General features: G+C 43.2%; 19 protein-coding genes. 13 read left to right on the top strand and 6 right to left on the bottom strand.

What is annotated here, in order from left to right:
• The first annotated feature begins 304 nt into the window (after positions 1-304).
• Positions 305-1,969 carry a DUF1800 family protein gene (locus R8P61_21105; protein ID MDW3649581.1) on the top strand — a complete coding sequence of 555 codons (1,665 nt, stop codon included), beginning with the start codon at positions 305-307 and terminating at the stop codon, positions 1,967-1,969.
• 19 nt (positions 1,970-1,988) lie between these two features.
• Positions 1,989-3,770, top strand: coding sequence for a DUF1501 domain-containing protein (locus tag R8P61_21100; GenBank protein ID MDW3649580.1), 1,782 nt, complete (start codon positions 1,989-1,991; stop codon positions 3,768-3,770).
• Positions 3,771-4,021: 251 nt separating this feature from the next.
• On the opposite strand, the gene R8P61_21095 is transcribed toward R8P61_21100, so the two are convergent.
• The gene (locus R8P61_21095) at positions 4,022-6,226 is read right to left on the bottom strand and encodes a beta-galactosidase (GenBank protein ID MDW3649579.1); all 2,205 of its coding nucleotides are present in this window, start codon (positions 6,224-6,226) and stop codon (positions 4,022-4,024) included.
• 238 nt (positions 6,227-6,464) lie between these two features.
• Between R8P61_21095 and R8P61_21090 the strand changes: the two genes are divergently transcribed.
• Positions 6,465-7,241, top strand: a complete 777-nt coding sequence (locus R8P61_21090; GenBank protein ID MDW3649578.1) for a creatininase family protein — start codon at positions 6,465-6,467, stop codon at positions 7,239-7,241.
• A 183-nt stretch (positions 7,242-7,424) separates the two neighbouring features.
• Here R8P61_21090 and R8P61_21085 read toward each other — a convergent pair whose 3' ends face one another.
• The gene (locus R8P61_21085) at positions 7,425-8,954 is read right to left on the bottom strand and encodes a magnesium chelatase (protein ID MDW3649577.1); all 1,530 of its coding nucleotides are present in this window, start codon (positions 8,952-8,954) and stop codon (positions 7,425-7,427) included.
• Between the two features lie 174 nt (positions 8,955-9,128).
• Here R8P61_21085 and R8P61_21080 point away from each other — a divergent pair, with 174 nt between their 5' ends.
• Positions 9,129-10,097, top strand: a complete 969-nt coding sequence (locus R8P61_21080) for an acyl transferase (protein ID MDW3649576.1) — start codon at positions 9,129-9,131, stop codon at positions 10,095-10,097.
• Between the two features lie 416 nt (positions 10,098-10,513).
• On the opposite strand, the gene R8P61_21075 is transcribed toward R8P61_21080, so the two are convergent.
• The 3 genes from R8P61_21075 to R8P61_21065 all read right to left on the bottom strand — a co-directional run bounded on the left by R8P61_21075 (position 10,514) and on the right by R8P61_21065 (position 13,525).
• The gene (locus R8P61_21075) at positions 10,514-11,005 is read right to left on the bottom strand and encodes a YkgJ family cysteine cluster protein (GenBank protein MDW3649575.1); all 492 of its coding nucleotides are present in this window, start codon (positions 11,003-11,005) and stop codon (positions 10,514-10,516) included.
• 26 nt (positions 11,006-11,031) lie between these two features.
• Positions 11,032-12,372 (bottom strand): ThuA domain-containing protein, encoded by a 1,341-nt coding sequence (locus R8P61_21070; protein ID MDW3649574.1) that lies wholly within the window; start codon positions 12,370-12,372, stop codon positions 11,032-11,034.
• A gap of 196 nt (positions 12,373-12,568) precedes the next feature.
• On the bottom strand, positions 12,569-13,525 hold the full coding sequence (locus tag R8P61_21065; protein ID MDW3649573.1) for a phosphatidylinositol-4-phosphate 5-kinase: 957 nt from the start codon (positions 13,523-13,525) through the stop codon (positions 12,569-12,571).
• A gap of 605 nt (positions 13,526-14,130) precedes the next feature.
• On the opposite strand from R8P61_21065, the gene R8P61_21060 reads away from it, so the two are divergent.
• Positions 14,131-14,763, top strand: coding sequence for a TetR family transcriptional regulator C-terminal domain-containing protein (locus R8P61_21060; protein MDW3649572.1), 633 nt, complete (start codon positions 14,131-14,133; stop codon positions 14,761-14,763).
• 72 nt (positions 14,764-14,835) lie between these two features.
• Positions 14,836-16,143 (top strand): AarF/UbiB family protein, encoded by a 1,308-nt coding sequence (locus R8P61_21055; GenBank protein ID MDW3649571.1) that lies wholly within the window; start codon positions 14,836-14,838, stop codon positions 16,141-16,143.
• On the opposite strand, the gene R8P61_21050 is transcribed toward R8P61_21055, so the two are convergent.
• Positions 16,140-17,342 (bottom strand): THUMP domain-containing protein, encoded by a 1,203-nt coding sequence (locus R8P61_21050; GenBank protein MDW3649570.1) that lies wholly within the window; start codon positions 17,340-17,342, stop codon positions 16,140-16,142. The two genes, R8P61_21055 and R8P61_21050, sit on opposite strands and share 4 nt — an antisense overlap.
• A 361-nt stretch (positions 17,343-17,703) precedes the next feature.
• Between R8P61_21050 and R8P61_21045 the strand changes: the two genes are divergently transcribed.
• The 7 genes from R8P61_21045 (at position 17,704) to R8P61_21015 (ending at position 22,946) form a co-directional block, all read left to right on the top strand.
• Complete coding sequence (locus R8P61_21045) at positions 17,704-18,645, top strand: MotA/TolQ/ExbB proton channel family protein (GenBank protein MDW3649569.1); 942 nt, start codon at positions 17,704-17,706, stop codon at positions 18,643-18,645.
• Positions 18,646-18,742: 97 nt separating this feature from the next.
• Positions 18,743-19,393, top strand: coding sequence for a biopolymer transporter ExbD (locus R8P61_21040; protein ID MDW3649568.1), 651 nt, complete (start codon positions 18,743-18,745; stop codon positions 19,391-19,393).
• A gap of 35 nt (positions 19,394-19,428) precedes the next feature.
• Complete coding sequence (locus R8P61_21035) at positions 19,429-20,025, top strand: biopolymer transporter ExbD (GenBank protein MDW3649567.1); 597 nt, start codon at positions 19,429-19,431, stop codon at positions 20,023-20,025.
• Between the two features lie 6 nt (positions 20,026-20,031).
• Complete coding sequence (locus R8P61_21030) at positions 20,032-20,253, top strand: hypothetical protein (protein ID MDW3649566.1); 222 nt, start codon at positions 20,032-20,034, stop codon at positions 20,251-20,253.
• Positions 20,254-20,370: 117 nt separating this feature from the next.
• Complete coding sequence (locus R8P61_21025) at positions 20,371-20,934, top strand: biopolymer transporter ExbD (GenBank protein ID MDW3649565.1); 564 nt, start codon at positions 20,371-20,373, stop codon at positions 20,932-20,934.
• A 101-nt stretch (positions 20,935-21,035) separates the two neighbouring features.
• Positions 21,036-21,851, top strand: a complete 816-nt coding sequence (locus R8P61_21020; GenBank protein MDW3649564.1) for an energy transducer TonB — start codon at positions 21,036-21,038, stop codon at positions 21,849-21,851.
• A gap of 285 nt (positions 21,852-22,136) precedes the next feature.
• Complete coding sequence (locus R8P61_21015) at positions 22,137-22,946, top strand: TonB family protein (GenBank protein ID MDW3649563.1); 810 nt, start codon at positions 22,137-22,139, stop codon at positions 22,944-22,946.
• The last annotated feature ends 93 nt before the right edge of the window (positions 22,947-23,039 follow it).

Genomic DNA, 23,039 nt, shown 5'->3' with positions numbered 1-23,039 from the left:
GTTCCCCCGTCATCCGAGAGCAAATATTACATATTTATCTCAGCAATTATATGGCCGAATTTTGTCTCTTTGTTCAAGCTTTTCCGACAAAAGAGCCTGGAATCTTAACACAGCGTAAATAATTCATTTAAGGAAATTTCAGTGAAAGCGTTTATATTGAGGCGAAAATTGAATATTTCTGCTTCTTGTACTTGGGGTAAGCACTTTTAACGTATTTATTAACCTGTATCACTTTTTTCTATATGAAAAGAGTGATAAAACACCCTGACGGAGCTTAATTGTTTCATTTAAAAAAATCTTTGACATGGCATCATTAGCTCAAAGAAATGGACAGTTGGGTCGTCGGTTATCTGCTCATTTGCTCAGGCGGACTACCTTCGGACCTAAAAGAGCAGAAATTGATGATTTAGCATCGAGGACTGCAGACGAGGCTGTCGATTTGTTGATGAATTTTCCTCCGATTCCCCCTCCCCCCGTTGATCCTGCCACTGGCCTTACCTGGGTTGTTACCGGCCGTGGTGGAGCTAATTCTGATGACGATGACCTCAAAGCTATCGTCAACTCCTGGTGGTTGCACCAAATCTTTGATCCCAATCTCGCAGTAAATGCTGTGCAAAAGGTATTTTTCTTTTTGCACTGTAGTTTCGTGACGGGTTTGGATGTCATTGAATACAGTGAAAACCACTACTATACCCTTAGACTTTTATATCATTATGTAGATAAAAGTTACAAGGATCTTGCGCTAAAAATGTGTCTCGACAATGGGATGAATGATTTCCTCGATATCGGGGAAAGTGAAAAGAACAGTCCCAATGAAAACTTTGTGCGAGAATTCTTTGAACTATTCACCATTGGTAAAGGTCCTCAGATTGGAGAAGGTGATTATACCACTTTCACCGAGCAGGACGTAGCTGAGGCTGCCCGTTTGATGACGGGTTTTCGTCGAAACGATGCCTGGGATGATCCTTTAGGATTTGATCCGGATACTGGATTGCCCCGAGCCACTTTTGACATAGGTCGTCACGATACCACTGACAAAATCTTTTCCAATGCCTTCCAGAATACCATTATTGGTGGAAGGGCCCTTGAAACGGATATGATCCTGGAAGTTCAGGAGTTTGTAGACATGATCTTCGCTCAGGACGCAACTGCGCTGGAGATCACCCGAAGGATGTATAGATTCTTTGTAAGGCCTCTGATTACCCAGGAGGTCGAAGATGATATCATCGTACCTTTGGCCAACAATCTCAAGAACAACAATTATCAGGTCATTCCGGTTCTCAAGCAATTGTTGAAAAGTGAACACTTTTACGATGAGGGCAATCCGGATACCACCGATGAAATTGTAGGTGGCCTGATCAAGTCTCCTTTGGAGCTACAGGTTGGCGTGATTCGCTACTTTGATCTTCCCATTCCGGATCCTGCATTGGATGCTTTTGCTTCCTATGTTACCTTCTATCGTTTTGGGATACAAAGACCTCAATCTGAGGCCTGCTTTGATCTCTTCATGCCACCAGAAGTAGCCGGTTATCCGCCGATTTATCAAAATCCGGATTTCAATCGCTTATGGATGAATTCGAAATCTCTTCCAGCGCGACATCAGATCATAGAAGAACATATCTATGGGAATGATCCGCTCCGACTGGATTTGATGAGCTGGGTAAATAATCCTGCAAATATTACGGAATACACGGGAAATGATCCTATGGGCAATCCCGGACCGCATGCAGGAGCCAGAATTGCACATCATCTGGTGCAGGAGTTGATCGATTATCTCTTGCCGGAAGGTATAGATGCCAACCGTTTCTCTTACTTCATGGACGAAATCCTTCTTGATAACCTCAGCGAAACCAGCTGGATGTTTGAATGGGATACCTATGTAGCTTCTGGAGATGACGTAGCGGTACGTCAGCAAATCGAGAAATTGGTTCGTGGCATCCTGCAGTCGCCTGAATATTCATTAGCATAATGCTCTTAACGTAAAAATTATGAAAAGACGAGATTTTATGAGAGGAGCATTGCCAATGATAGCAGCTCCTTTGGCACTGGGTGGAGTACCTGTACGTGCGATGGCCGAATCTTTGATGACCAGCTCTTTTACCTGTGAAGAAGTAGGGGATCGGGTTTTGGTGATCATTCAATTGTCTGGAGGAAATGATGGTATAAATACCTTCGTTCCTTTGGATCAATACAATACCTATAGAAATTTGCGACCCCGCATTGGAATTGACAATGTAGGTGTGAGAAAATATATCGACCTGGATACCACTTTGCCGAGCAATCAGCAAATTGGATTACACCCGGATTTAGGAGGATTTAAAAATCTCTATGATCAGGGAAAACTCAAGGTCGTGCAAAATGTAGCTTATCCCAATATCAATGGTTCTCACTTTAGAGGGACTGATATTTGGTTGAGTGGAAAGGATGGCCCGAGTATGGTCGAAAATCCGGATTCCGGTTGGTTTGGTCGTTACCTGGATCACAGATTTACCAATTATCCGGATCAGTATCCGAGTACCGATATGCCTGATCCTCCAGGTTTGGAATTTGGTAGCCATATTGTTTCTCTGGGCTTCCACCGGGCGATGGGTATTCCTATGGGAATTACCCTTAGCAACAATCCCAGCAACTTTGCCGCTCAGGTAAATGGATTGGGAGGAGCTCTTCCGGATACTTTCCCTGATTCTGATTATGGTCGTGAACTTGAGTTCATCACAGATGTAGAGCGTACTACGAATGTATATGCTCAGCGTCTGACGGATGTGTATAATTTGGGTGCCAATAGCCCCAATGTTACTTATCCGATGACCTACCACTCCAATGCGAGTCGATTCCAGAATAATCCGCTTTCTCCTCAGTTGAGAACGGTTGCACGCTTGCTGGCTGGAGGGATTAAAACCAAGGTATTCCTGGTAAGAATGGGGGGATTTGATACCCATGAAAATCAGGCCTTGATGAATAAACCTTCCTTTGGTGGACATGGTACCCTGCTATATCACCTTTCTGAAGCCGTAAACGCGTTCATGGAAGACCTAAAAGGACTGGGACTGGATGACAGAGTAATCGGTCTGACTTTTTCAGAATTTGGTCGCCAGGTGGGTGAGAATGGAACCTTTGGGACAGATCATGGAACTTCGGCTCCTATGGTGGTCTTTGGCAAAGGCGTTGATGGGGGTGTATTAGGGGATAATCCTGACATCGTCAATATCAATCGAAACCGTTTGGTGGGATTTGAATGGGATTACCGTCAAATTCTTTCCTCGGTCATGATGGACTGGTTTGGGGTGAATTACGGAACCCTGGATGTTATGGAATTCTATGATCATGCAGTCAATCTGCCAGACCTGGTCAACTCCAATTTTATAGACGATCAGGGTAATACGGTTGACTTTAAAGCAGATCCTGCCTGTGACCTTACCGTAGATCTGCCTGCACCTACTGGTGGCGGAGGTGGCGGCGGCGGAGGTCCCACGAATATCGATCTCTTCCCAGAAGGTCAAGCCCTCAATTTATGGCCTAATCCGGCATCAGCATTGATGAAGCTTAGGTTGGAATCGGAAAGTATGCAGCCGGCTACGGCAGGGATATTTGATCTGAATGGAAAGTTGGTAAAGGAAATATCTTTGCGGCTTTTCAATGGAGAAAATACCCTGGAGTTGGATGTAAGTGATGTAAAAGAAGGAACCTACATCCTGCATCTGATGGCCAATCACGGAAATAGCTTTAGTGCAAAACGCCTGGGCTATGCGAAATTCGTGATCAGTAGATAGGAAGTTTTTCAATAGTATATGTATGAGCCCCGTACCTTCCGGTCGGGGCTTTTACTTTGGAGTAAGGGGCAGAAACTCAAGTGCAAGTATCAAGTGCAAGTATCAAGTTCAAACTCAATAAAGTTTACTCCTTGTACTTGAGCCTTGAATTTGCATTTGAACTTAATCTTCGCTTTCAAGAGACTCGAAATATTTAGTACAAAAAAAAGCCGGACCCAAAGGATCCGGCATAAACCATGTATTGTTCAGAATCAATTGTTTTTCTTTTTCCTGTTTTGAATCGTCTGCTCGAATAAAGACTTTTCGCCTGCTGCTTTTTCATTCACTTTTTTATCCTTCACCTTCTTGTCCTTAGCATTTTTTTCTTTTGGCGCGTCTTTACTGGCAGTTACGGGTGCTTTACTTTTGGTAGAAATATTGGAAACCTTTGTTTTTGTAGATTCATCCTGGACCCGTTCTCTCCATACATTTACTTCTCCTCTACCCAGATCAAGCGTACCTACATACATCGTGTTATAAGGATCCATAGGAACACGTTGGCTTTCTTTCCCAAAATTCATCCCGAACCAGAATCCATCTCTCCAGGCTTTTACCATGCCCAATTCCATGCGGTCAAAGGAAAGCCTCATTCTTTCAAATATTTTTCTTACCAGGGCTTGTTCCAGGAGTTTTTCATCCGTGTCAAAGCCAAAGTAGCTGAAACTTCCTCTACTTAAGGTTTTAAAAGATGCTGCAGCACGGCCACTATAGTATTGTGCTCCATGGGTAGCAAGTGGGATACTTCCCGAAAGTTCGAGTACCTCCCCCCAGCTGCTCCATTTATAACTTTGGCCTTTGTGGTTGATTTTGCTTTGGCCAGTTCCAGGAATTTGATCTGTATGAACCACTTTCGCCCCAATCAATTTCTCAATCGGACTTGATGGCCCTTTAGCCAAATAGGAACCGCTGGCATCTTTGGTTGCAGATCTTGCCGTGAAAATTACATTTCCTCCTTTTTTGGCAAAATCTTCTAATCTTTTTACAAGCCTTTCATCAATATGCTCATATCCAGCTACGATCAGCACTTTGTATTTGAAAAAATCCTGATTGCCCTGAATAAAGCTCACGGGACAACCCATGGAGCGGAGCACTTTATGATAGCCGGCCAAATGATTCTCGTAGTCCCAGCCTTCTTCTTCATTTTGATAGCTGGCGTTTCTCAAAAGTTGGGGGCTATATAAAATGGCGGTATTTCTACTTTTTATTGCTGCAGGAGTTTCAACCAACTTAGGGTATTTGTCGCGGATGAGTTTCAATTCCCCCATAAATTGCTTGTAGGTCTCTCCATAAGCCGTGAGGGTTTTCCCATCCCTTTTTAGCAGGGCAGCTTCAGCATTTCCTATATGAAAACTCGGCTGACGATATCTGTAGGGACTTATGAATTGATTTCCACTGGCGAGGGCATTATAAAGTGCTATGCGTTGAGTCGAAGGAATATAGCGATTGGTTCCCTGCTCGCTAAAACCCAGAGATCCTGTGCTTTGGAAGAATGCATTTGAAAAAGCGGTTGATACGCCCATTTCGAAAGCATCAGCATATCCGATGAAATCATTCGAACGAGACCAGGATAAAAAATCCAGCTTTTCATATTCCCAGGGATTTTGAAAAGAAGCCATTTCCTTCACATGCAAACTGATCCACTGATTTTCGGGGATATAAGCCGCTAATTCCTTGATTTGATCCTGTAAGAAGGATTGTAACTCATCGGCTCTGAACTGGCGATAGCTCAAGTTCATGAGGGGATGCTCTATATTTCCTTTTATAGGTAGGTAAATTTCTCCAAAACTGGAATAGGTCTCTCCTACAAAAGCCATTCCCCATGCCGTATTTAAAGAATCAATGCTACGGTAATTTCTTTCGAGGTATTCCTGAAACAGTTTTTGAGAAAACTGGCTTCTATCAATTCCTTCCCATTGCTCTTTGCTGAGTGAGGGAATGATAAAGCCTGCCACTGCATCATTATTGGCAAATTTTCTGGCCATGCCCTTTACCAGGGTCTGTACAGCAGCATGGTAAACCTCATTTGAGAGTTGAGGGATACCTACATTTGCAATATTTTCATAGGATGAGCGCAGCCAGGCTGGCGCATCCATAATAGGAATCGTAATGACTACTTCTAAACCGGCTTGTTCGGCCAGAGAAACTACTTTCTCTAAACCTGACAGCTGGGCCGCTCCTTCAGATCTTTGCCAGGATGCCCAGGCTTGATCCCCGACATTGACAAATTCAATCCCCATGCTGGCCATGTTTTTCAGGTCTTTTTCCCACTGATCTTCTGGCCACTGATGTGGATAGTAATTTACCCCCGGAGCAGTCAATAAAGACTTGCTAAAGGGAAGATTTGATTTTACACTTTGAGCGTGCGCAAAAGGATAGGGCAATATCAAGGCAAGGAGGAAGAGTGCCCGTAGTAACATAAGAAACTTTTCTAGTAAAAGAATTATCAAAGAATATCCCAATCTACGAACATGTAGAGAGCAAAAAGAAGCTAATTGTCTGTTAGGAATAACTTGCCTCCCCAATGGTATGCAGTGCTACCTAATTAGTTTGAAAGCCCGAATAGAATCGCCTTTTTGCTCTTTCACTCAAAAAAATCAAACAAAATTTACAATTTAAGGCTCCGAATCATTAGCCTTTATTGCCAATATTACCTACATGAATTACTCAGCCCGACCTTATATCCTTGCCGAAACTAGCTGGAAAGAAGTAAAGGATACAGATTTTGATGTTGCGATCCTTCCCTGGGGTGCCACCGAAGCCCATAATTATCACCTGCCCTATGCTACAGATAATATACAGGCCGATCACATTATGTATGAAGTGTGCAAACGTGTCTGGGAAGCCGGATCTAAACCCATTTTATTGCCCTGTGTTCCCTTTGGCATAAATACCGGCCAACTGGATGTGAAACTTTGTATCAATATGAATCCCAGCACGCAGTATGCCGTGCTAAAGGATGTTGCTGAGGCTGTGCGGGAGGCCGGGATCAAAAAACTCATGATCTTTAATGGACATGGAGCTAATAATTTTAAGAATATGATCCGTGAACTTTATCCCATTTATCCGGATCTCTTCATTTGTGGCCTCAACTGGTTTCAGTCGGGCGGAGATTGGCAAAACTTTTTCGAGCATAAGCCCGATCATGCAGGCGAAATGGAGACCAGTGTCATGATGACCATTGCTCCTCAATTGGTAAAGAATCTTTCAGAAGCAGGAGATGGAGCCGCTAAGAAATTTCGCTTTAAGGCTTTTCAGGAAGGTTGGGTCTATTCCCAAAGAAAGTGGACATCCGTAACCAAGGATACTGGAGTGGGAAATCCCTATCAGGCCAGCGTAGATAAAGGTCAGAAATGGCTGGAACACTGTATGGCAAATATTACCGACTTTCTGTTGGAGTTTTGCAAGACCGATCCCAAAGATTTCTATGTTTGAGGGATGAAATGAGAGAAGAGGTGTTGTAGTGTTCTAGTGTTCTGGAAAAAAATTACTCCAACACGCCAACACGCTTTCTTAATGGAATGAAGAACAAGGAACAAGGAATGGAGATTGAGGAAGTTTAACTAATCCCTTCTTACTTCTCCATTCCTTGTTCTTTAATCTTACTTCAACTCCCTGCTATCCTTTCTCATAATACCCTCCATAATCATCATCGTCATCATCAACTCCGAAATCATCGATGTTGAGCATGCCGCTGAGGAGGTCCTTGAACTGAAGGCCGGATTCCAGGCCTTGTTTGCTGAGTAAGGAATATTCTGCAAGTCCGTGAAGGACAAATTCCATCAGGAGATATTTTTCTTCACCACTGGCTTTGGGGTGATAGTCCTTGACCAGTTTATCCAGGCCAGGAATACCGTCGAGGTCTTTCCTGAATTCCTTTTCTGAACTATTGTTCATCAGATCAACCACATGACCACGTCCAAACCACTGGGTAATCTCGCGATACGGATTTTCTGGGGCATTTCTTTTGAGCTTTTCCGGATTGGGGAAATAGTCTACAAAGGCAGACCTGATGGCCTTGCTGATAAGCTTGGAAGCTACAATGGCTGGCCCTTCCTGTTCTCCTTCATACACCAATTCTATCTTTCCCGTAATAGCAGGAATTACTCCCATGAGGTCCGAAATACGGCTATAGCCTTTGTCTTCCCCATTGAGAATGCTTCTCCTTTCCACCGCTGAATTCAGGTTTTCGTAAGCCGAAATGGTCAGACGGGCAGATACCCCGCTTTTTTCATCTACATACTCACTTTCTCTGGCTTCAATCGCTACCTGTTCTACCAATTTGGCACAAATCGGTGCAATTTCTACCCTTTCTCTTTGGGCTTCAGCCAAACGAGCTTCCTGCTGTGTAATAGCTAAAGAAAGGTCGAGGGATTTTGGATAATGAGTTAGAATCTGGCTTTCGATCCGGTCTTTCAAAGGAGTAACGATGCTACCTCTATTGGTGTAATCTTCCGGATTGGCGGTGAAGACAAATTGTACATCCAAAGGGAAACGCAATTGGAAACCTCTGATCTGAATATCACTTTCCTGCAAAATATTGAAAAGTGCTACCTGAATACGAGGCTGAAGATCCGGCAATTCATTGATGGTGAAAAGGCCTCTATGCGAACGAGGAATCAATCCAAAGTGGATGACCCTTTCATCAGAATAAGGCAACTTCAAGGTCGCAGCTTTGATCGGATCAACATCTCCAATCAAATCGGCAACCGTTACATCAGGTGTCGCCAGTTTTTCTGCATAACGCGTATCTCTATGTACCCACTCTACAGGGGTATCGTCGCCTTGCTCAGCGATAAGATCACGCGCATAACGAGAAATCGGTTGAAAAGGATCATCTCGTACCTCCGATCCTTGAACGATAGGAATGTATTCGTCCAGAAGATCGAGCATTTGTCTGGCGATCCGTGTTTTGGCCTGTCCTCTTAGTCCCAGTAAAATGATGTTGTGTCGGGAAAGGATGGCTCTTTGTATATCGGGTATTACGGTTTCCTCATAGCCAAGAATCCCCTTGAAAATAGTTTCACCTGATTTCATTTTCTGAATCAGGTTCTCTCTAAGTTCGTCTTTAACACTTTTTGGGGTATATGAGCTGGCTCTAAGTTCGCCGAGGGTTTTTATCTTTGTAAGCGATGAAAAATCAGGCATTAAAGAAATCTTTGTTGAATTTGTAAAACATGCTAATGGACAGATTGTTCAACAGGACGATAAATGTGAAGGCTGCTGAATAAAAGGCTTTGTTAGCAAATAAGATTTGTACTGGATTTATCTTAGGTCTGAAGTTAGTACCTTATCTATTAACCCCAAAATACGAAAAGGGTTATGAATACATTTGATCCCGACTCCTTTGCGAAAATTCTCCTGTCCGGAACCTTTGACTTTGAGCAGAAGTCTGAGGAATTATGGCGCTATCAATTAGACCAGAATATGGTTATACGGGATTACTGTAAAAGGTTGGGTAGGGAGGAACGGCAATCCATTCCGATTGAATTTTTCAAGCATTTTGAGATGAAAGCGGGGGATTGGCAGGAGGAAATGATCTTCAAAAGCAGTGGAACTAGTGGCCAAACTCCTTCGAGACATTTTGTGAAGGATGTTTCCTTATATGACCAAATCAGCCTTCAGGGCTTTCATCATTTTTTTGCGGAAGGGGAATACAAGATTCTGGCTTTGTTGCCTTCCTATCTGGAGAGAGGTAGCTCCTCTTTGGTTCATATGGTAAAAAACTGGATCGATCATTTTGGACTGCCGGGCAGTGGTTTTTATCTCTATAATTTCGCGGAGCTGAGAAAGGCTATTTATGAAGCAATAGATGCAGGCGAAAGGATCATTCTGATCGGGGTGGCTTATGCTTTACTGGATTTTGTGGATAAGGAAAAAATCACCTTACCAGCTGATACGATTGTAATGGAGACAGGTGGGATGAAAGGGAGGAAAAAGGAAATGATTCGAGAGGAATTACATGCGCATTTAAAGGAAGGATTAGGGCTAGAAAGGATCTGTTCAGAATACGGGATGACTGAATTGATGAGTCAGGCATATACAGTGGAAAGTGGCCGCTTTCGCACAGCTCCCAGTATGCAGGTATTTGTTTCGGACATTCACCTAAACCGCCTTATCCAAAAAGCAGGCATTTCGGGGAGGCTGCATATCATTGACCTGGCTAATATTCATTCTTGTGCTTTTATCGCTACAGATGATATTGGCAGGATACATGAGGATGGGAGTTTTGAGGTGCTGGGGCGTTTGGATACGGCCGAGATACGGGGCTGTAGTTTGATGTATGAGTAGGTTTAGGGGAATGTGAAAGCCTGTTTCTCATAATTATAAATTGTCATCCCGGCCTTAATTCTAGAGCCGGGATCTCTTGCAAGCATTTTGGGAACTAGAGATTCCGGGATGACAGATTGTCTTTTTTTGTGAGTGGGGAAAGCTGCTGAAATAGGATGTAGACCCTTTACTTCGTTCAGGGTGACACGACCTTTTTTATTTCAAGGAAGGGACCTTTTTTTATAGCAAAATCCCGATATTTGCGGCATGTTTAGCAGCTCCCTCTGTCTTTCTTGCAAAAACAAGCGCGAAATCCGCAATAAGCGGGGAAGCGTCTTTTACCTCTGCGATAAAAGCAAGGAAGATCCCAGGTACCGCAAATATCCCCCTCAACCGGTACTCCGCTGTCCTGGCTATGAAATCATAGAGAAAAAAGATTAGAAATTTACTTCTGCCAATTTGGATACAATCCTGGCCGTAGCCGGACATATCTCAGTATTTTTTAGTGTAAGTCCTAATACCTGATGAAATCTCTTTCGATTGGTATGTGGATATTCCCGACATGCCTTTGGCCGCACGTCATAGATCATACAGCAATTGTCAGGGAGCAGAAAGGGACAGGGCGCCACATTTAATACATAATCCCTTTCCTCATCCATGTGTAGATACTCCTCAACAAATTGAGAAGGCTTCATTCGCAAATGTTTGGCGATGCGTTCGATGTCTCTATCCGTAAAAACCGGACTGGTCGTCTTGCAACAATTTGCGCAGCTCAGACAATCGATTTCCTCAAAAACCTCATCGTGAAATTCACTGACGTATTGATCGAGCTTCTTAGGTTTCTTTTTTCTCAGGCGGGCAAAGAATTTTCGGGTTTCTGCCCGTTTATCCTTTGCCCGCCTGAGTTCCTGGCCAAGTTCTTCTTCCATATATAGTGTGAGTCCTGATTCAGACCCTAGATCTTCGAAATTCTTTGGGCGAAATTATAATCTTTTGAGGAGATTTTCAGCAAATACATGCCTGAAGGTAAATGCTCAAGATCATAAAGCATTTCGATGCGATCTTGTTCCTTAAAAAATTGATCTCTCAGGACCTCTGCACCCGTCAAATTGATGATCTCCAATTGGAAAAGCCCTTGTTCATTATGCTCAACAGCTACTTGTAATTTTTTCAAAACCGGATTCCCCAGTAAAACAGTATAAGGCTGGAGAGATTCCAGCTTTAGAATGCGGGAATAGCTGATTTCTCCTTCCAGATCCATAAAGGCTATGCGATAGTAGACATTTCCTTCGGCTCCTTCTTTGTCGATGAAGCTGTAACGATTCTGGCCCGGGAGAATGTCCATCTGAGTGACTTCTGCCCAAAATCCCAGGGCACTTCTTCTCTCAACCATGAAGTTCCCTGCGCTTCCGGTGAGTTCTGCTGTCCAATTCAGCCTATTACCTTCCAGGCTTCTTTCCAGGGAAAGATTGGACCAGTTTACGCCCAGGACTGGTGGAGGTGCTGCTGAGAGGAGTAAAATGGCATCGCGGAGATGTATCTTGAAATTCTGATCGTTTTCATAGCTGGAACGATTGTGTCCCAAGGAAGTGTAAAATACTTTTCCCCCACCTATGTCATCTTTTACCCAGGATACTGCTCTGGCAGAATCATAGCTGCTCACACTGCCTCCCCGATCTGTGGTTCTGACTTTGAGTAATACGTGATTGTTGAGGGTGTCGAAGTAGCCATTTTCCCAATAATAATATTCTTCTGCATGCTCCCAGGGATCAGGCAGGTTATCATTGGCGGTGCTGCTGCTGGTATGGTCCATAAAATTGCTGTGGAGATTCCAGGTGTGATTGGGACTGGTCTGTACACTGGCTCCAATGGTTTCTGCATAATAATCCCATTGTCCGGTCCAGCCTCCATTGGCGCTGGAATGACGATAAGTATCTGTAGCAGCATGAATGCCCATCATATTTCCTCCGGCAGCCATGTACTTTTCAAAATGAGAGCGCTGGGTAGAATCCAGAATATTGGCTCCGGATGTATTGGCCCAAAGGATGATCTCATAATTTAGAAGGGAATCCAGCTCGGTAAAGGTGTCTCCGGTATTATCCAGGTCCACACTGAAACTATGAGCAGTTCCCAAAGAATCCAGTAGGACTTTGGTTACTGCTTCGGTGCCATGATTATAGCCACCGGTTTCTGTATACAACAATAGCCGAAATTGCTGGGCTTGCAATGAAGAGGTGAAAACTAAAAAAAGGAGAAGAAAGGGGTTGTTAAAATAGGATCGTAAATTTGAGTGCATGTAAAAATTCCTGATAGTCTATCCGCAGATGAAAAGGAATCCAATATGCTTGTGTTTGTTTGTCTAAAGCCTTCAGATCGCCCCTTCACTGACGGCTTGACGCTGTCTGATTTGGGTTAAAAAAATCAGGCTAATAAAAAATGAGTCAGATAAATATCTGACCCATTTGTTCACAACGCAATACTATTTATTCAGTTTAATTACTTGCTTTGTATTTTCCATAGACAAAAGTACCTTTCTGTTCTTCCCCATTTTCTTTCGTCAATTTCCCTTGTCCGTGCATCCTGCCGGAATTGAAATCTCCCTCGTATACTTTGCCATCTGCATAGGCATAAACGCCTTTCCCGTGTCTTTTGTCCATATTCCACTCTCCTTCATATCTGCTGCCATCGCTATATACATAGACTCCCTTTCCATGGCGGCGACCATTTAGCCATTCTCCTTCATATACATCACCATTGGAATGAGTGAGTTTTCCGTGTCCAAAATAACGTCCGTTTTTAAATTCACCTTCGTAAATGGAGCCTGCGAGGGTAGTCAATTTTCCGGTTCCGGTCATTCTTCCGTCCTGCCATTCGCCTTCGTAGACCACGCCTGAAGAAAACTCCATGCTTCCTTCACCATCTTTTCTTCCATTGACCCAGTTTCCGGAATAGATGTCTCCCCGATTGTTGATCATTTTTCCGATACCATTTCTTTTGTTTCGGGAAAAACCACCTTCGTATACATCTCCGTTCGAGTAGAAGTATTTAGCTGTACCTTCTACCACACCATTTGTCCATATTCCTGTGATCTCAGTTCCATTGAGGTAGGTAAGGGTTCCTTCACCATTTTGCTTATCCTCTATCCACTCTCCTTTGTACACACTTCCATCCGCAAAAGTAAACGCCCCAAGTCCGTCCATCTTCCCTTTCTTAAACTCTCCTACATAGATATCTCCATTGGTGTAGGAATAGGTTCCCTGGCCGTGTTGTTCATCATTTTTCCATTCCCCTTCATAAGAGGCCCCGTTTGCAGTCTTGTATGTACCGCTACCATGCCGTTTGGCAGAGCGCCATTCCCCCTTATAGTTATCCCCATTTGGGTATGAGTACACACCTTTCCCAGAGTCACAATCTCCTTTGATACACTGAGCCAACAGGGGCGCCTGCATAAAAGACAGGCTGGTAATAGTGAATAAGAAGCAGGTAATCTTGGAAATATTATTCATTATCATGTTGGGCAAGAATTCAAATATGTCCCAAAAATAGCTGAAAGGGCATCAGCCAACATGCGGAATCCTGTAGAATTCTTACAAGCGTTCACATAGAAGGAGAGTTGAGCCAAAACAGGCTAAAGCTCTATGATTCTGGATTGACAAGCGTATTGCGTTTTTTGCAAAGATTGAACCAAAACGCTCGTAAGACTTCATTTTTGATTGAACACGCACATAATATAGCTAATATTTGGGAGAAAATGTGCATAAAAATGCTGATGTAGGGTTTGGTAAATTTGTACGACTTTTCGGATTAATAGCAAAAAAACTAGACAAGAATCCTTTATTCTTTACTTTCAGATACAGATTTTCGGGCATTTCATGATTTGGCTATTTACGACCTTTTTCGGGAGGGCGTAATAAATTCGGCACTTGGAAGTGCACGAAATATTTTTTCAGTTTTTTCCGAACACTGGGCTTTTCACATCCGTTACTAATAAGGATGAGTGAGGCTATTTCGGCTAATTCACTCAGACTGTACACTTCTTTATTCAGCTAGCGAAATGGACAAAAGCAAAGAAAAGATTCAAAAGGCCTATTTATCTTATGTAGAAGAGCATAACGAGCGTCCCGGCTCAGTCCTTCTTTTTGCTAAAAGCCTGAAGATGGAGGAAGCCGAGATCTACAATTTCTATGGTTCCTGGAAAAGCCTGGAAGCAGATATCTTTCTCAATTTTATGGAAACTGCCCTTGAAGCCCTAAAGGGAAGCAAGGAGTTTGATGAATTTTCTGCCCGGGAAAAAGCCCTGAGTTTCTTCTATACCTGGATTGGGAAAATGCAAGAACACAGAAGCTTTGTCAAGTTTGTACACGAGCAAGACCCTACGCCCTTTGTTGGCCAGGCTTATCTTCAAAATACTAAATCGACTTTTGTCTCATTTGCTCGGAAATTGATCAAGGGCGGAATAGAAAGTGATGAGATTGCAGACCGCTGGCTAGTTACCCGTACCTACCGACAGGCACTTTGGGGTAAAGCCGCCACGATTTTTAATTATTGGTTGGGAGATGGAAGTGCCAACTTTGAGAAAACGGATGCTTTTATAGAAAAGGGAATCAATTTCTTTTTCGACCTCATTCAACCCAATGCACTGGATTCCGGTTTCGACTTTGCGAAATATGTGATTCAGGGAAGGTAAAACGTGTTCATGGGTTCTGGTGTTCTGCTTAGGGCACAAGAACAAGAGAACACCAGAACACTTTTAAATCTTATGGAAGAACAATCTCAAATCCCCATATCAAAGATTCGTAGAGCTGGGAAGTTCGTTCGAACAGGCGCGAAGGTTGGGGGTAACTACCTGAAAGCTTATTCTCAAAAACTTCTGAAAGGAGAATTGGATCAGGAAGCTTTGGACCAAAAGAATGCCGAAGATATATATGAAACCCTGAGTGAGCTAAAAGGGAGTGCCCTGAAGGTAGCTCAGATGCTGAGTATGGATAAAGGGGTCCTGCCCAAAGCTTTTTCCCAACAGTTTTCTCAGGCACAATCAAAAGCTCCAGCTCTTTCTGGCCCATTGATTCTTAGAACCATTCAGAAATACCTGGGCAAAAGCCCGCTGGAAATATTTGATGAATTTGAGATGAAGGCTACTCATGCTGCTTCCATTGGTCAGGTGCATAAAGCCAAAAAAGATGGTCAGGAACTGGCTATAAAAATCCAGTATCCCGGAGTAGGAGATAGTGTAATCTCTGATTTAAAACTTGTCAGGCCAATCGCCACTCGGATGCTTGGATTCAAGGATCAGGATGTGGAAATGTATTTTCAGGAGGTAAAGGAGCGATTGTTAGAAGAAACCGACTATGCCCTTGAGTTAAAACGATCCGTACAGATATCTGAAGCCTGTAAAGATTTGCCCAATCTCTTTTTCGCCAGCTATCTTCCTGAATACTCTTCTGATCGCATATTGACCATGACTTGGCTGGAAGGATTGACATTGGAGGAATTTCTGGCTAAAGAACCTTCTCAGGAAATCCGCAATCAAATTGGCCAGGCGATGTGGGATTTCTATAATTACCAGATTCATGTGCTCAAAATCATGCATGCAGATGCCCATCCCGGCAATTATCTCTTTAGAGAAATTGGGGAATTGGGAGTGCTGGATTTTGGATGTGTAAAAGACTTACCAGAGGATTTCTATCAGGCCTTTATTCAGATTCTCAATCCTGAAGTATTGAATAATGATGAGCTGTTCTTGAAAGCTTGTTATGAGGCACAAATTCTGGTTCCGGGGGATAGTCAGAAAGAAATAGATTTATATGCTTCTATCTTCCGGGAATCCTGGTCTTTGATCAGCAAGCCTTTTATCAGCAAACGCTTTGACTTCGGGGATAAAGACTTTTTCGATAAAATCTATGCCTTTGGAGATGAAATGAGCCGCAATCCTGCCTTGAGAAATTCACGCGTGCCCAGAGGCCACAAAGATGGGATATACCTCAACCGAACCTATTTCGGCCTGTTCAGCATTTTACATGAATTGGAAGCTGAGATCGATACCCAAAGATATGCACCGGTTTTTTAGCTAGTCTTATCCTTTTCCCGACTTCCCTTGTAGAGACTATATTTATAGTATCGGCATTCCAGGGGACCATTATATAAGGTGTATTTATTATCCGGCCGCAATCCTACTCGCTTCAATGCCTGAATATTGGAACTCAAAACCCAGGCTTCATAACCGCTGAACTCTTGTTTGAAGGTATCTCCCATTTGTTTATACAGAGCTTCAAGATCTCTGGGTTGAAGTCTTTCGCCATAAGGAGGATTTACCACCAATACGCCAGGACTACCGGGAGAGCTCACTTCTGAAATATCCTTTCTTTCAACAAGAATCTGCCCTTCAAATCCGGCCCTTTGGATATTTTCACGGGAGATCTCTATGTAGTCAGAAGAAATGTCGGAGCCTTGTATCATTATGGGAAGCTTAATAATTCTGTCTTTGGCTTCCTTTTTTATCTCTTCCCAAAGGTTTTCATCGAAATCATTCCACCTTTCAAATCCATGTTCAGCTCTTAACAATCCCGGAGCTGTTTTACTGGCGATCATGGCAGCCTCAATTAAGAGGGTAGCAGAACCACACATCGGATCAACGAAATTGCTTTCCCCCTTCCATCCACTTTTCAAAATCATGCCTGCTGCCAGGGCTTCATTGAGAGGGGCGGGATTGGCATCCAGTCGGTAACCTCTTCTATGCAGAGAACTTCCAGAGCTATCTAAAGAAACCCCCACCCATTCATTGCTGATATGGATGTGAACCCTAAGATCGGGATTGGCTACATCTACAGAAGGTCGTTTCCCACTCTTTCTCCTGATTTGATCCACAATAGCATCTTTGCATTTTAATGCGGCAAATTTGGAATGGCGAAAATGCGGGGAATGTACCACGGCATCTATAGCGAGGGTATGATAGGGACTCAGGTATTTATGCCAGGAAATATGCTGTATGCCTTTGTACAAGGCATTTTCATCCCGGGCCTTAAATCTATAAATGGGACGAAGGATACGGAGGGCTGTACGCAAATGCATATTGGCCCGATACATCAGTGCTCGATCTCCCCGAAAGCTTACGGCTCGATTTCGCAATTGAATATCCTCAGCTCCAAGAGCTGTCAATTCCTCGGCCAGAACTTCTTCCAGGCCTTTGAAGGTTTTCGCGAGAAAAGAGTCCTGCGAATTTTTTTTGATTTTTTTTGTGGAATCTGAATCCACTTTTGATCTATCCATATACAAGAAGTGACAAAGGAACGAAAAGCATCCTTTAGCCACAAAGTTCTTTGACAAGGCTGTAACCAAATTAGGTATTTATGCCTATTGGAAATTGTTTTGATTACATATTGTTGTGAAGTAAGAAATTGGGGAGAAATGTAGAATTTTCGGCCTTGTCTTTTACGCTATATATCCTCCTATTCATATTAGGAAAAGGCTATTTGTAACTGTAAACGCTTAATAGTGAAGATTAAAGCAGTTTTGGAAATTTTTTATTTACATAACAAAATATTCAATATTCTTTGCGTTTACGATTCTTATCTATATTTTTGGCTGTAATTTTTTGGAATTTTACATCTAAATAAAAAGGCTTTCTGACATGTCTGACGAATCTAACAAACCAACAACATCATTTGCTACCGACGGTACTGAAATCAAACCGGCTAGCCCATTCAAAGGAATTTTCCCGATTTTAGCGATTGTTATATGCGCGATCGTAGCTCATGTTATCTTCTATAAAGTGTTCGGTAATGAGAACAACTTTAAAGGAGGAATTGAAGCTAAGGAAGCATACACCGCTTTTGAGGAGAAAAGATCTGCTTTTGAAGATGCAAATCCTGGTGAACTCTTCCCTGAAGAAGAGCCTAAGCACTGGACTGCAGGAGAACCCGACAATACTATGGGTCTTATCTACAAAGGTGGTTTTGTAATTCCTATTGGTATGACGCTGGCACTGGTACTATTTGTTTTCACAGTTGAGCGTGGTATTACTTTGGCTCGTGCGAGCGGAAAAGGAAATACCGATGTCTTTGTGAAAAAAGTACGTCGCCTGCTACATGATGGTAACATCGATGGAGCTGCTGATCTCTGTGATAACCAGAGAGGATCAGTAGGAAATGTAATCAAGGCTGGACTCCGCAAATATCGTGAGATGGAAGCGGCTTCAGATCTTGAAAAAGAGCAAAAGAAAACGGCTATCCAGGCTGAGATAGAAGAAGCTACTATGTTGGAGCTTCCTATGCTTGAGCGTAACCTGCCTATCATCGCCACCACTGCTTCTTTGGGAACACTGGTTGGTCTGATTGGAACGGTACTGGGTATGATCCGTGCATTCTCAGCTCTTGGTGAAGGTGGAGCACCTAACGCTGCCGAACTTTCAGTAGGTATCTCTGAGGCATTGATCAATACCGCACTCGGTATTACGACTTCTGCCCTCTCTATCCTCGCCTACAACTTCTTTACGACTAAGATCGATGGTATGACTTATGCCATGGATGAAGCTGGTTACAGCATTGTACAGACTTTCGACGTCAGAAACTAAATTATAAAGCAGAGGTCGATAAGACCTCTGCTAATTTTTTCTGATCGAAAAGTCATTTCAATTCAGTTTATTTTAAACTAATAACCCGCTTAAGAATATGTCTAAGAAACCCAAAAGAGGAGTACCCGCAATTGACATGACTGCGATGGTGGATGTGGCATTCTTGCTACTCACCTTCTTTATCCTGACTACTACAAGTTTTAGAGAAGAATCTAAAATTGAAGTGGACACTCCCTCTTCTGTTTCCAGTTTGACCCCTCCTGAAAAAGGTCTCCTGACCATTTCTGTTGGGTCCGAAGGACAGGTATTTGTCGGTCTGACTGACATTGGTACCCGTCAACAGATGATCGAGCGTTTTGAAGGTGAAATGAGGGATAGAGATCCCAATTTCTCACTCAGCCCGGAAGGTAAAGCTTACTTTGTTACCCTTCAGGAATTTGGTGTTCCACACGAAGACTTGCGCAAATGGCTGTCTCTAGACAGTGAAGCCCGTTCAGAATTTGAGCACACAGGTATCTCACCACGTGTTACAGATTCTACTACTATGACTGGAAACGACCTCAAGGACTGGATCCGTTGGGGACGTATGTCTGACCAGCGTATGCGATTTGCAATCAAAGGGGACTCAAAAACGGAGATTCCTGCTATTGAAGATGTTATTTCTTCTTTACAGGATTGGGACGTAAACTCTTTCAGCCTTATTACGGCTCTGGAAGAAGGACCCTCTGAAGCTTCTATTGAAAATTAAACACGTTTCAGTTAACGAATTAAAACTTAAGAATTATGGCTGATGTAGATAGTGGTGGAGGTGGCGGCGGTCACAAGAAAAAAGGTGGCGGAAAAACCAAAAAGAAATCAACCAAGATTGACATGACCGCAATGGTCGACGTGGCATTCTTGCTTCTGACTTTCTTCGTACTTACAGCTACCATGGCATCCAATAGTGTAATGGAACTTGCCATGCCTCCTAAAGCTGATGATGAAGAACAAGAAGAAGATCGCTACAAGAAGATCATTGAGGAAAAGATCATGACAATTGTGCTTGACGAGGATGATAAGATCACCTACTATGTAGGAATTACCGAGCCTGATATCGAGGAAACTTCCTTTGATGATGATGGCGCGCGTAAACTCATCATGAGCCACCTGTATCAAGGTGGAAATGGTGCTCCTTTATGTTCAGAAGTAAACAATGCTCCTGGATGTTGGGATCCTATCTTTGTGGTCAAAGCTCGTCCTAAATCTCGATATAAGAATCTTGTAGATATTCTTGATGAGTTTGCCATTACCAAAGCAAATAAATACGCCATAGACAAATTTACTCCTGCCGATAGCTTGTTTATCGAAACTGGTGGAGTTGTTGTCGAAGGTGAAGAGTAATAGCTCGTGCGCAGAAGTCCTTTCATTAGCGGTTTTTTCATAGGACTCATACTCATCTTTCTTTTTGTAATCCTCTTGTTGATACAAGGGAAACTGGTTTGGAAAGAAAGTGATGAGCCAATGCAAATGCCAAGAAAGGAACTACAGCAATCAGAGCAAACTGTCGATAGCCTTAAACATAAACAGGAAGTACTCGACACACTTCCAGAGGGGATCGAAACAGATTAGTACTACTCACGAACCTTAAACAGGTTCACGTTCTTTATCATATTTGAGGGAAAAAATTTTTGAGCTGATTTGTGGAATTGTATGCCTGCCCTAGTCTTTATAATAAAGACAATATTTATGGCAGACGTATCCACCGAAAAGAACCGATCTTCTCCAAAAAAGGGAGGTTCCAGACAAAAGCGAAAAACGACCAGGATAGACATGACCGCTATGGTTGATGTTGCTTTTTTACTCCTTGCGTTTTTTGTCTTGTCAGCTACAATTAATCATGCGAAAATGATGGAGCTTGTTTATCCGCCCAATTGTCCCGAAGGGGAAGATTGTACGGTAGACATCCCGGAAGAAAGAATCCTTTCCATCGTTTTAGACAGTGCAGATGTGATCAAATACTTTGTGGGTAATGGCCCGGAAGTTCTGGAAACAGATTTTTCTGAACAAGGCATCCGCAAAGTACTTAATGAACATCTTCGTAAAGAAACACCCCTCTGTGGCGAAAAGGTAAATCAACATTGTTGGGATCCTATCTTTAGCGTAAAAGCCAGCCCCAATGCCCGCTATAAAAACCTGGTGGACATTATGGATGAGCTTGCAATTGTAGGAGCCAAACGCTATGCGATTGTTGATTATAGCCCGCAAGACAGAATGTTGATCGAAGAATCGGCTTTGGCCGAGAGAAATTAGAGACCCGTCGATAATCTCTCCTTCAACAGTCTGACAGCGTTCGACCACTAAAAGTTTTTGAGAATTTTTGTTATATTTGGAATACAAAAAATTTAGTTCCTATGGCACAAGTGCTAAAAGCGGACCTCGATGAAATGGTATTTGAAGACCGCGAGAAGCGTTACGGAGCTTTCGATTTAAGAAAGCGCTATCCGAAGCATCTCACGATCGGTACCGTTACTATCGGGCTTTTATCGCTACTCCTGAGCTTTGGTCCCCTTGTCGCAAAAGCGATGGGTTGGGTTAAAGAAAAGCCAAAGTTTAAAACGGTAGAGGTAGTCCTGAGTATGGACGAACTTCCTCCGCCTCCTCCTATGGATGAGGAAAAACCACCACCACCTCCTCCTCCCAAGGTTCCACCACCGCAAGTGCGTACGGTAGCCTTCCAGATCCCTGAACCGACTCCGGAAGAAGAGATCGATCCCGAAGAAGAGCAAACCATTGCAACCATTGAAGAAATTCAGGATGCACCGGCCCTCGGCTTTGAAGATAAGGAAGGGGAAGAATTCGGATTCTTCGACGGTAGCGTTGAAGGGGATGGTGAACCCGAAGTTATCGTAGATAACGAGCCAGGCATTAGCGACTTCATCGCTGTTGAAGAAGAACCTAAGCCTGTAAACATAGAAGATATTAAGAAGCTGGTCGGATATCCACAGATTGCACGTGATGCCGGTATTCAGGGACAGGTTGTTGTCCGTGTACTGGTGAACAAAAACGGAAGATATTCCAAGCATAAAGTGGTAAACCAAATCCACCCGATTCTGGCAGAAGCTGTAGAGAAGCACATCTCCAAGCTGAAATTTACGCCAGCTATCCAGGGAGGAAGACCTATCAAGTTCTGGGTAAACATCCCGTTCAACTTTAAGCTTCTGAATTAATAAGGAACTAAAATTCTATATAAAAAAGGCCATCCAAATCGGATGGCCTTTTTTTGTGTTTTGGTGTTCAGGTCTTCTCGTCTTCTCGTGATGTTCTTTTGAACTCCACAATCCCCCAATCCCAGAACACATTTCCCCTCTCTTTTTATGGAATTTCCATAATTCCCCAGTCTTATACATAAACAACAGCACATATAAACCGGCTATTTGCCGGGGCATGGAAGGTAGCAAGCCTTCGGGTATTCCAGCCCCGGCCCTATGTATAACACATTAATTTTTTTACGTATGGCTAAACACTTGAAAGCCGACCTCGACGATATGGTCTTCGAGGATCGGGAACGGAATTATGGTGCCTATTTTTTACGGAAACGCTATCCTAAATATCTTCGAATAGCGGTAGGTACCGTCGCCTTTATTGCGCTCTGTGGAAGCTTCGGGCCTCTGCTGGCAAAAAGTATGGGCTGGATAAAAGGGAAGCTGGAAATCGAGACAAAGGAGGTTTTTATTGATATTACTAAACTTCCCCCTCCCCCTAAATCAGATGAGCTCAATGAACCCCCTCCGCCTCCTCCACCGCCGGAAAGACGAGTGATTAAACAAATGAGTTTTCCAATCCCTGAACCTTCTCCTGATCCTGATTTGGAGGATACGACTACCATTCACAAATTAGAAGATCTTGTTGATCAGAATCTGTCTTTTAAAGATGTGGATGGCGAGGATGAAGAGGAATTTTTTACGGGTATTGGCGAGGGGGATGAGCCTGAGGTTATTGTAGACCCTGATCCGCCTTCAACGGTATTTGGATCGGCAGATGAGGAGCCTGTTCCTATAAATATTAAAGAAATCGCCAGTCTGGTCGGTTACCCGGCAGTCGCTCGTCAGGCTGAGATTCAGGGTAAAGTAATAGTGAGGATATTGGTAGATAAGAATGGGGCCTATAAAAAACATAAAGTCCTAGTCGATCCACATCCCCTTCTGACGGAAGCGGTAGAAAAACACCTTGACAAACTGACATTTACCCCGGCAATTCAGGGAGGTAGACCTATCAAATTCTGGATAAATGTTCCTTTTGATTTTCGATTGTTAAATAATTAGAAAAGGTGTTGGCGTGCGGGAGTCTTGGCGTTGATCTAGGATTTAACTCCAAGACTCCAACACACCCACACTTCAACACGTTTTTTTTCTTAT

The organism is Bacteroidia bacterium (assembly GCA_033391075.1).
Taxonomy (GTDB): domain Bacteria; phylum Bacteroidota; class Bacteroidia; order J057; family J057; genus JAWPMV01.
This window is presented reverse-complemented; position numbering and strand designations above follow the sequence as displayed.

Coding starts and splice junctions, on each gene's coding strand:
- R8P61_21055 (MDW3649571.1), top strand. CDS start 14,836: ATGGAAGAACAATCTCAAATCCCCATATCAAAGATTCGTAGAGCTGGG.
- R8P61_21045 (MDW3649569.1), top strand. CDS start 17,704: ATGTCTGACGAATCTAACAAACCAACAACATCATTTGCTACCGACGGT.
- R8P61_21050 (MDW3649570.1), bottom strand. CDS start 17,342: ATGGATAGATCAAAAGTGGATTCAGATTCCACAAAAAAAATCAAAAAA.
- R8P61_21040 (MDW3649568.1), top strand. CDS start 18,743: ATGTCTAAGAAACCCAAAAGAGGAGTACCCGCAATTGACATGACTGCG.
- R8P61_21105 (MDW3649581.1), top strand. CDS start 305: ATGGCATCATTAGCTCAAAGAAATGGACAGTTGGGTCGTCGGTTATCT.
- R8P61_21090 (MDW3649578.1), top strand. CDS start 6,465: ATGAATTACTCAGCCCGACCTTATATCCTTGCCGAAACTAGCTGGAAA.
- R8P61_21060 (MDW3649572.1), top strand. CDS start 14,131: ATGGACAAAAGCAAAGAAAAGATTCAAAAGGCCTATTTATCTTATGTA.
- R8P61_21065 (MDW3649573.1), bottom strand. CDS start 13,525: ATGCAGGCGCCCCTGTTGGCTCAGTGTATCAAAGGAGATTGTGACTCT.
- R8P61_21035 (MDW3649567.1), top strand. CDS start 19,429: ATGGCTGATGTAGATAGTGGTGGAGGTGGCGGCGGTCACAAGAAAAAA.
- R8P61_21070 (MDW3649574.1), bottom strand. CDS start 12,372: ATGCACTCAAATTTACGATCCTATTTTAACAACCCCTTTCTTCTCCTT.
- R8P61_21080 (MDW3649576.1), top strand. CDS start 9,129: ATGAATACATTTGATCCCGACTCCTTTGCGAAAATTCTCCTGTCCGGA.
- R8P61_21020 (MDW3649564.1), top strand. CDS start 21,036: ATGGCACAAGTGCTAAAAGCGGACCTCGATGAAATGGTATTTGAAGAC.
- R8P61_21095 (MDW3649579.1), bottom strand. CDS start 6,226: ATGTTACTACGGGCACTCTTCCTCCTTGCCTTGATATTGCCCTATCCT.
- R8P61_21015 (MDW3649563.1), top strand. CDS start 22,137: ATGGCTAAACACTTGAAAGCCGACCTCGACGATATGGTCTTCGAGGAT.
- R8P61_21025 (MDW3649565.1), top strand. CDS start 20,371: ATGGCAGACGTATCCACCGAAAAGAACCGATCTTCTCCAAAAAAGGGA.
- R8P61_21075 (MDW3649575.1), bottom strand. CDS start 11,005: ATGGAAGAAGAACTTGGCCAGGAACTCAGGCGGGCAAAGGATAAACGG.
- R8P61_21085 (MDW3649577.1), bottom strand. CDS start 8,954: ATGCCTGATTTTTCATCGCTTACAAAGATAAAAACCCTCGGCGAACTT.
- R8P61_21100 (MDW3649580.1), top strand. CDS start 1,989: ATGAAAAGACGAGATTTTATGAGAGGAGCATTGCCAATGATAGCAGCT.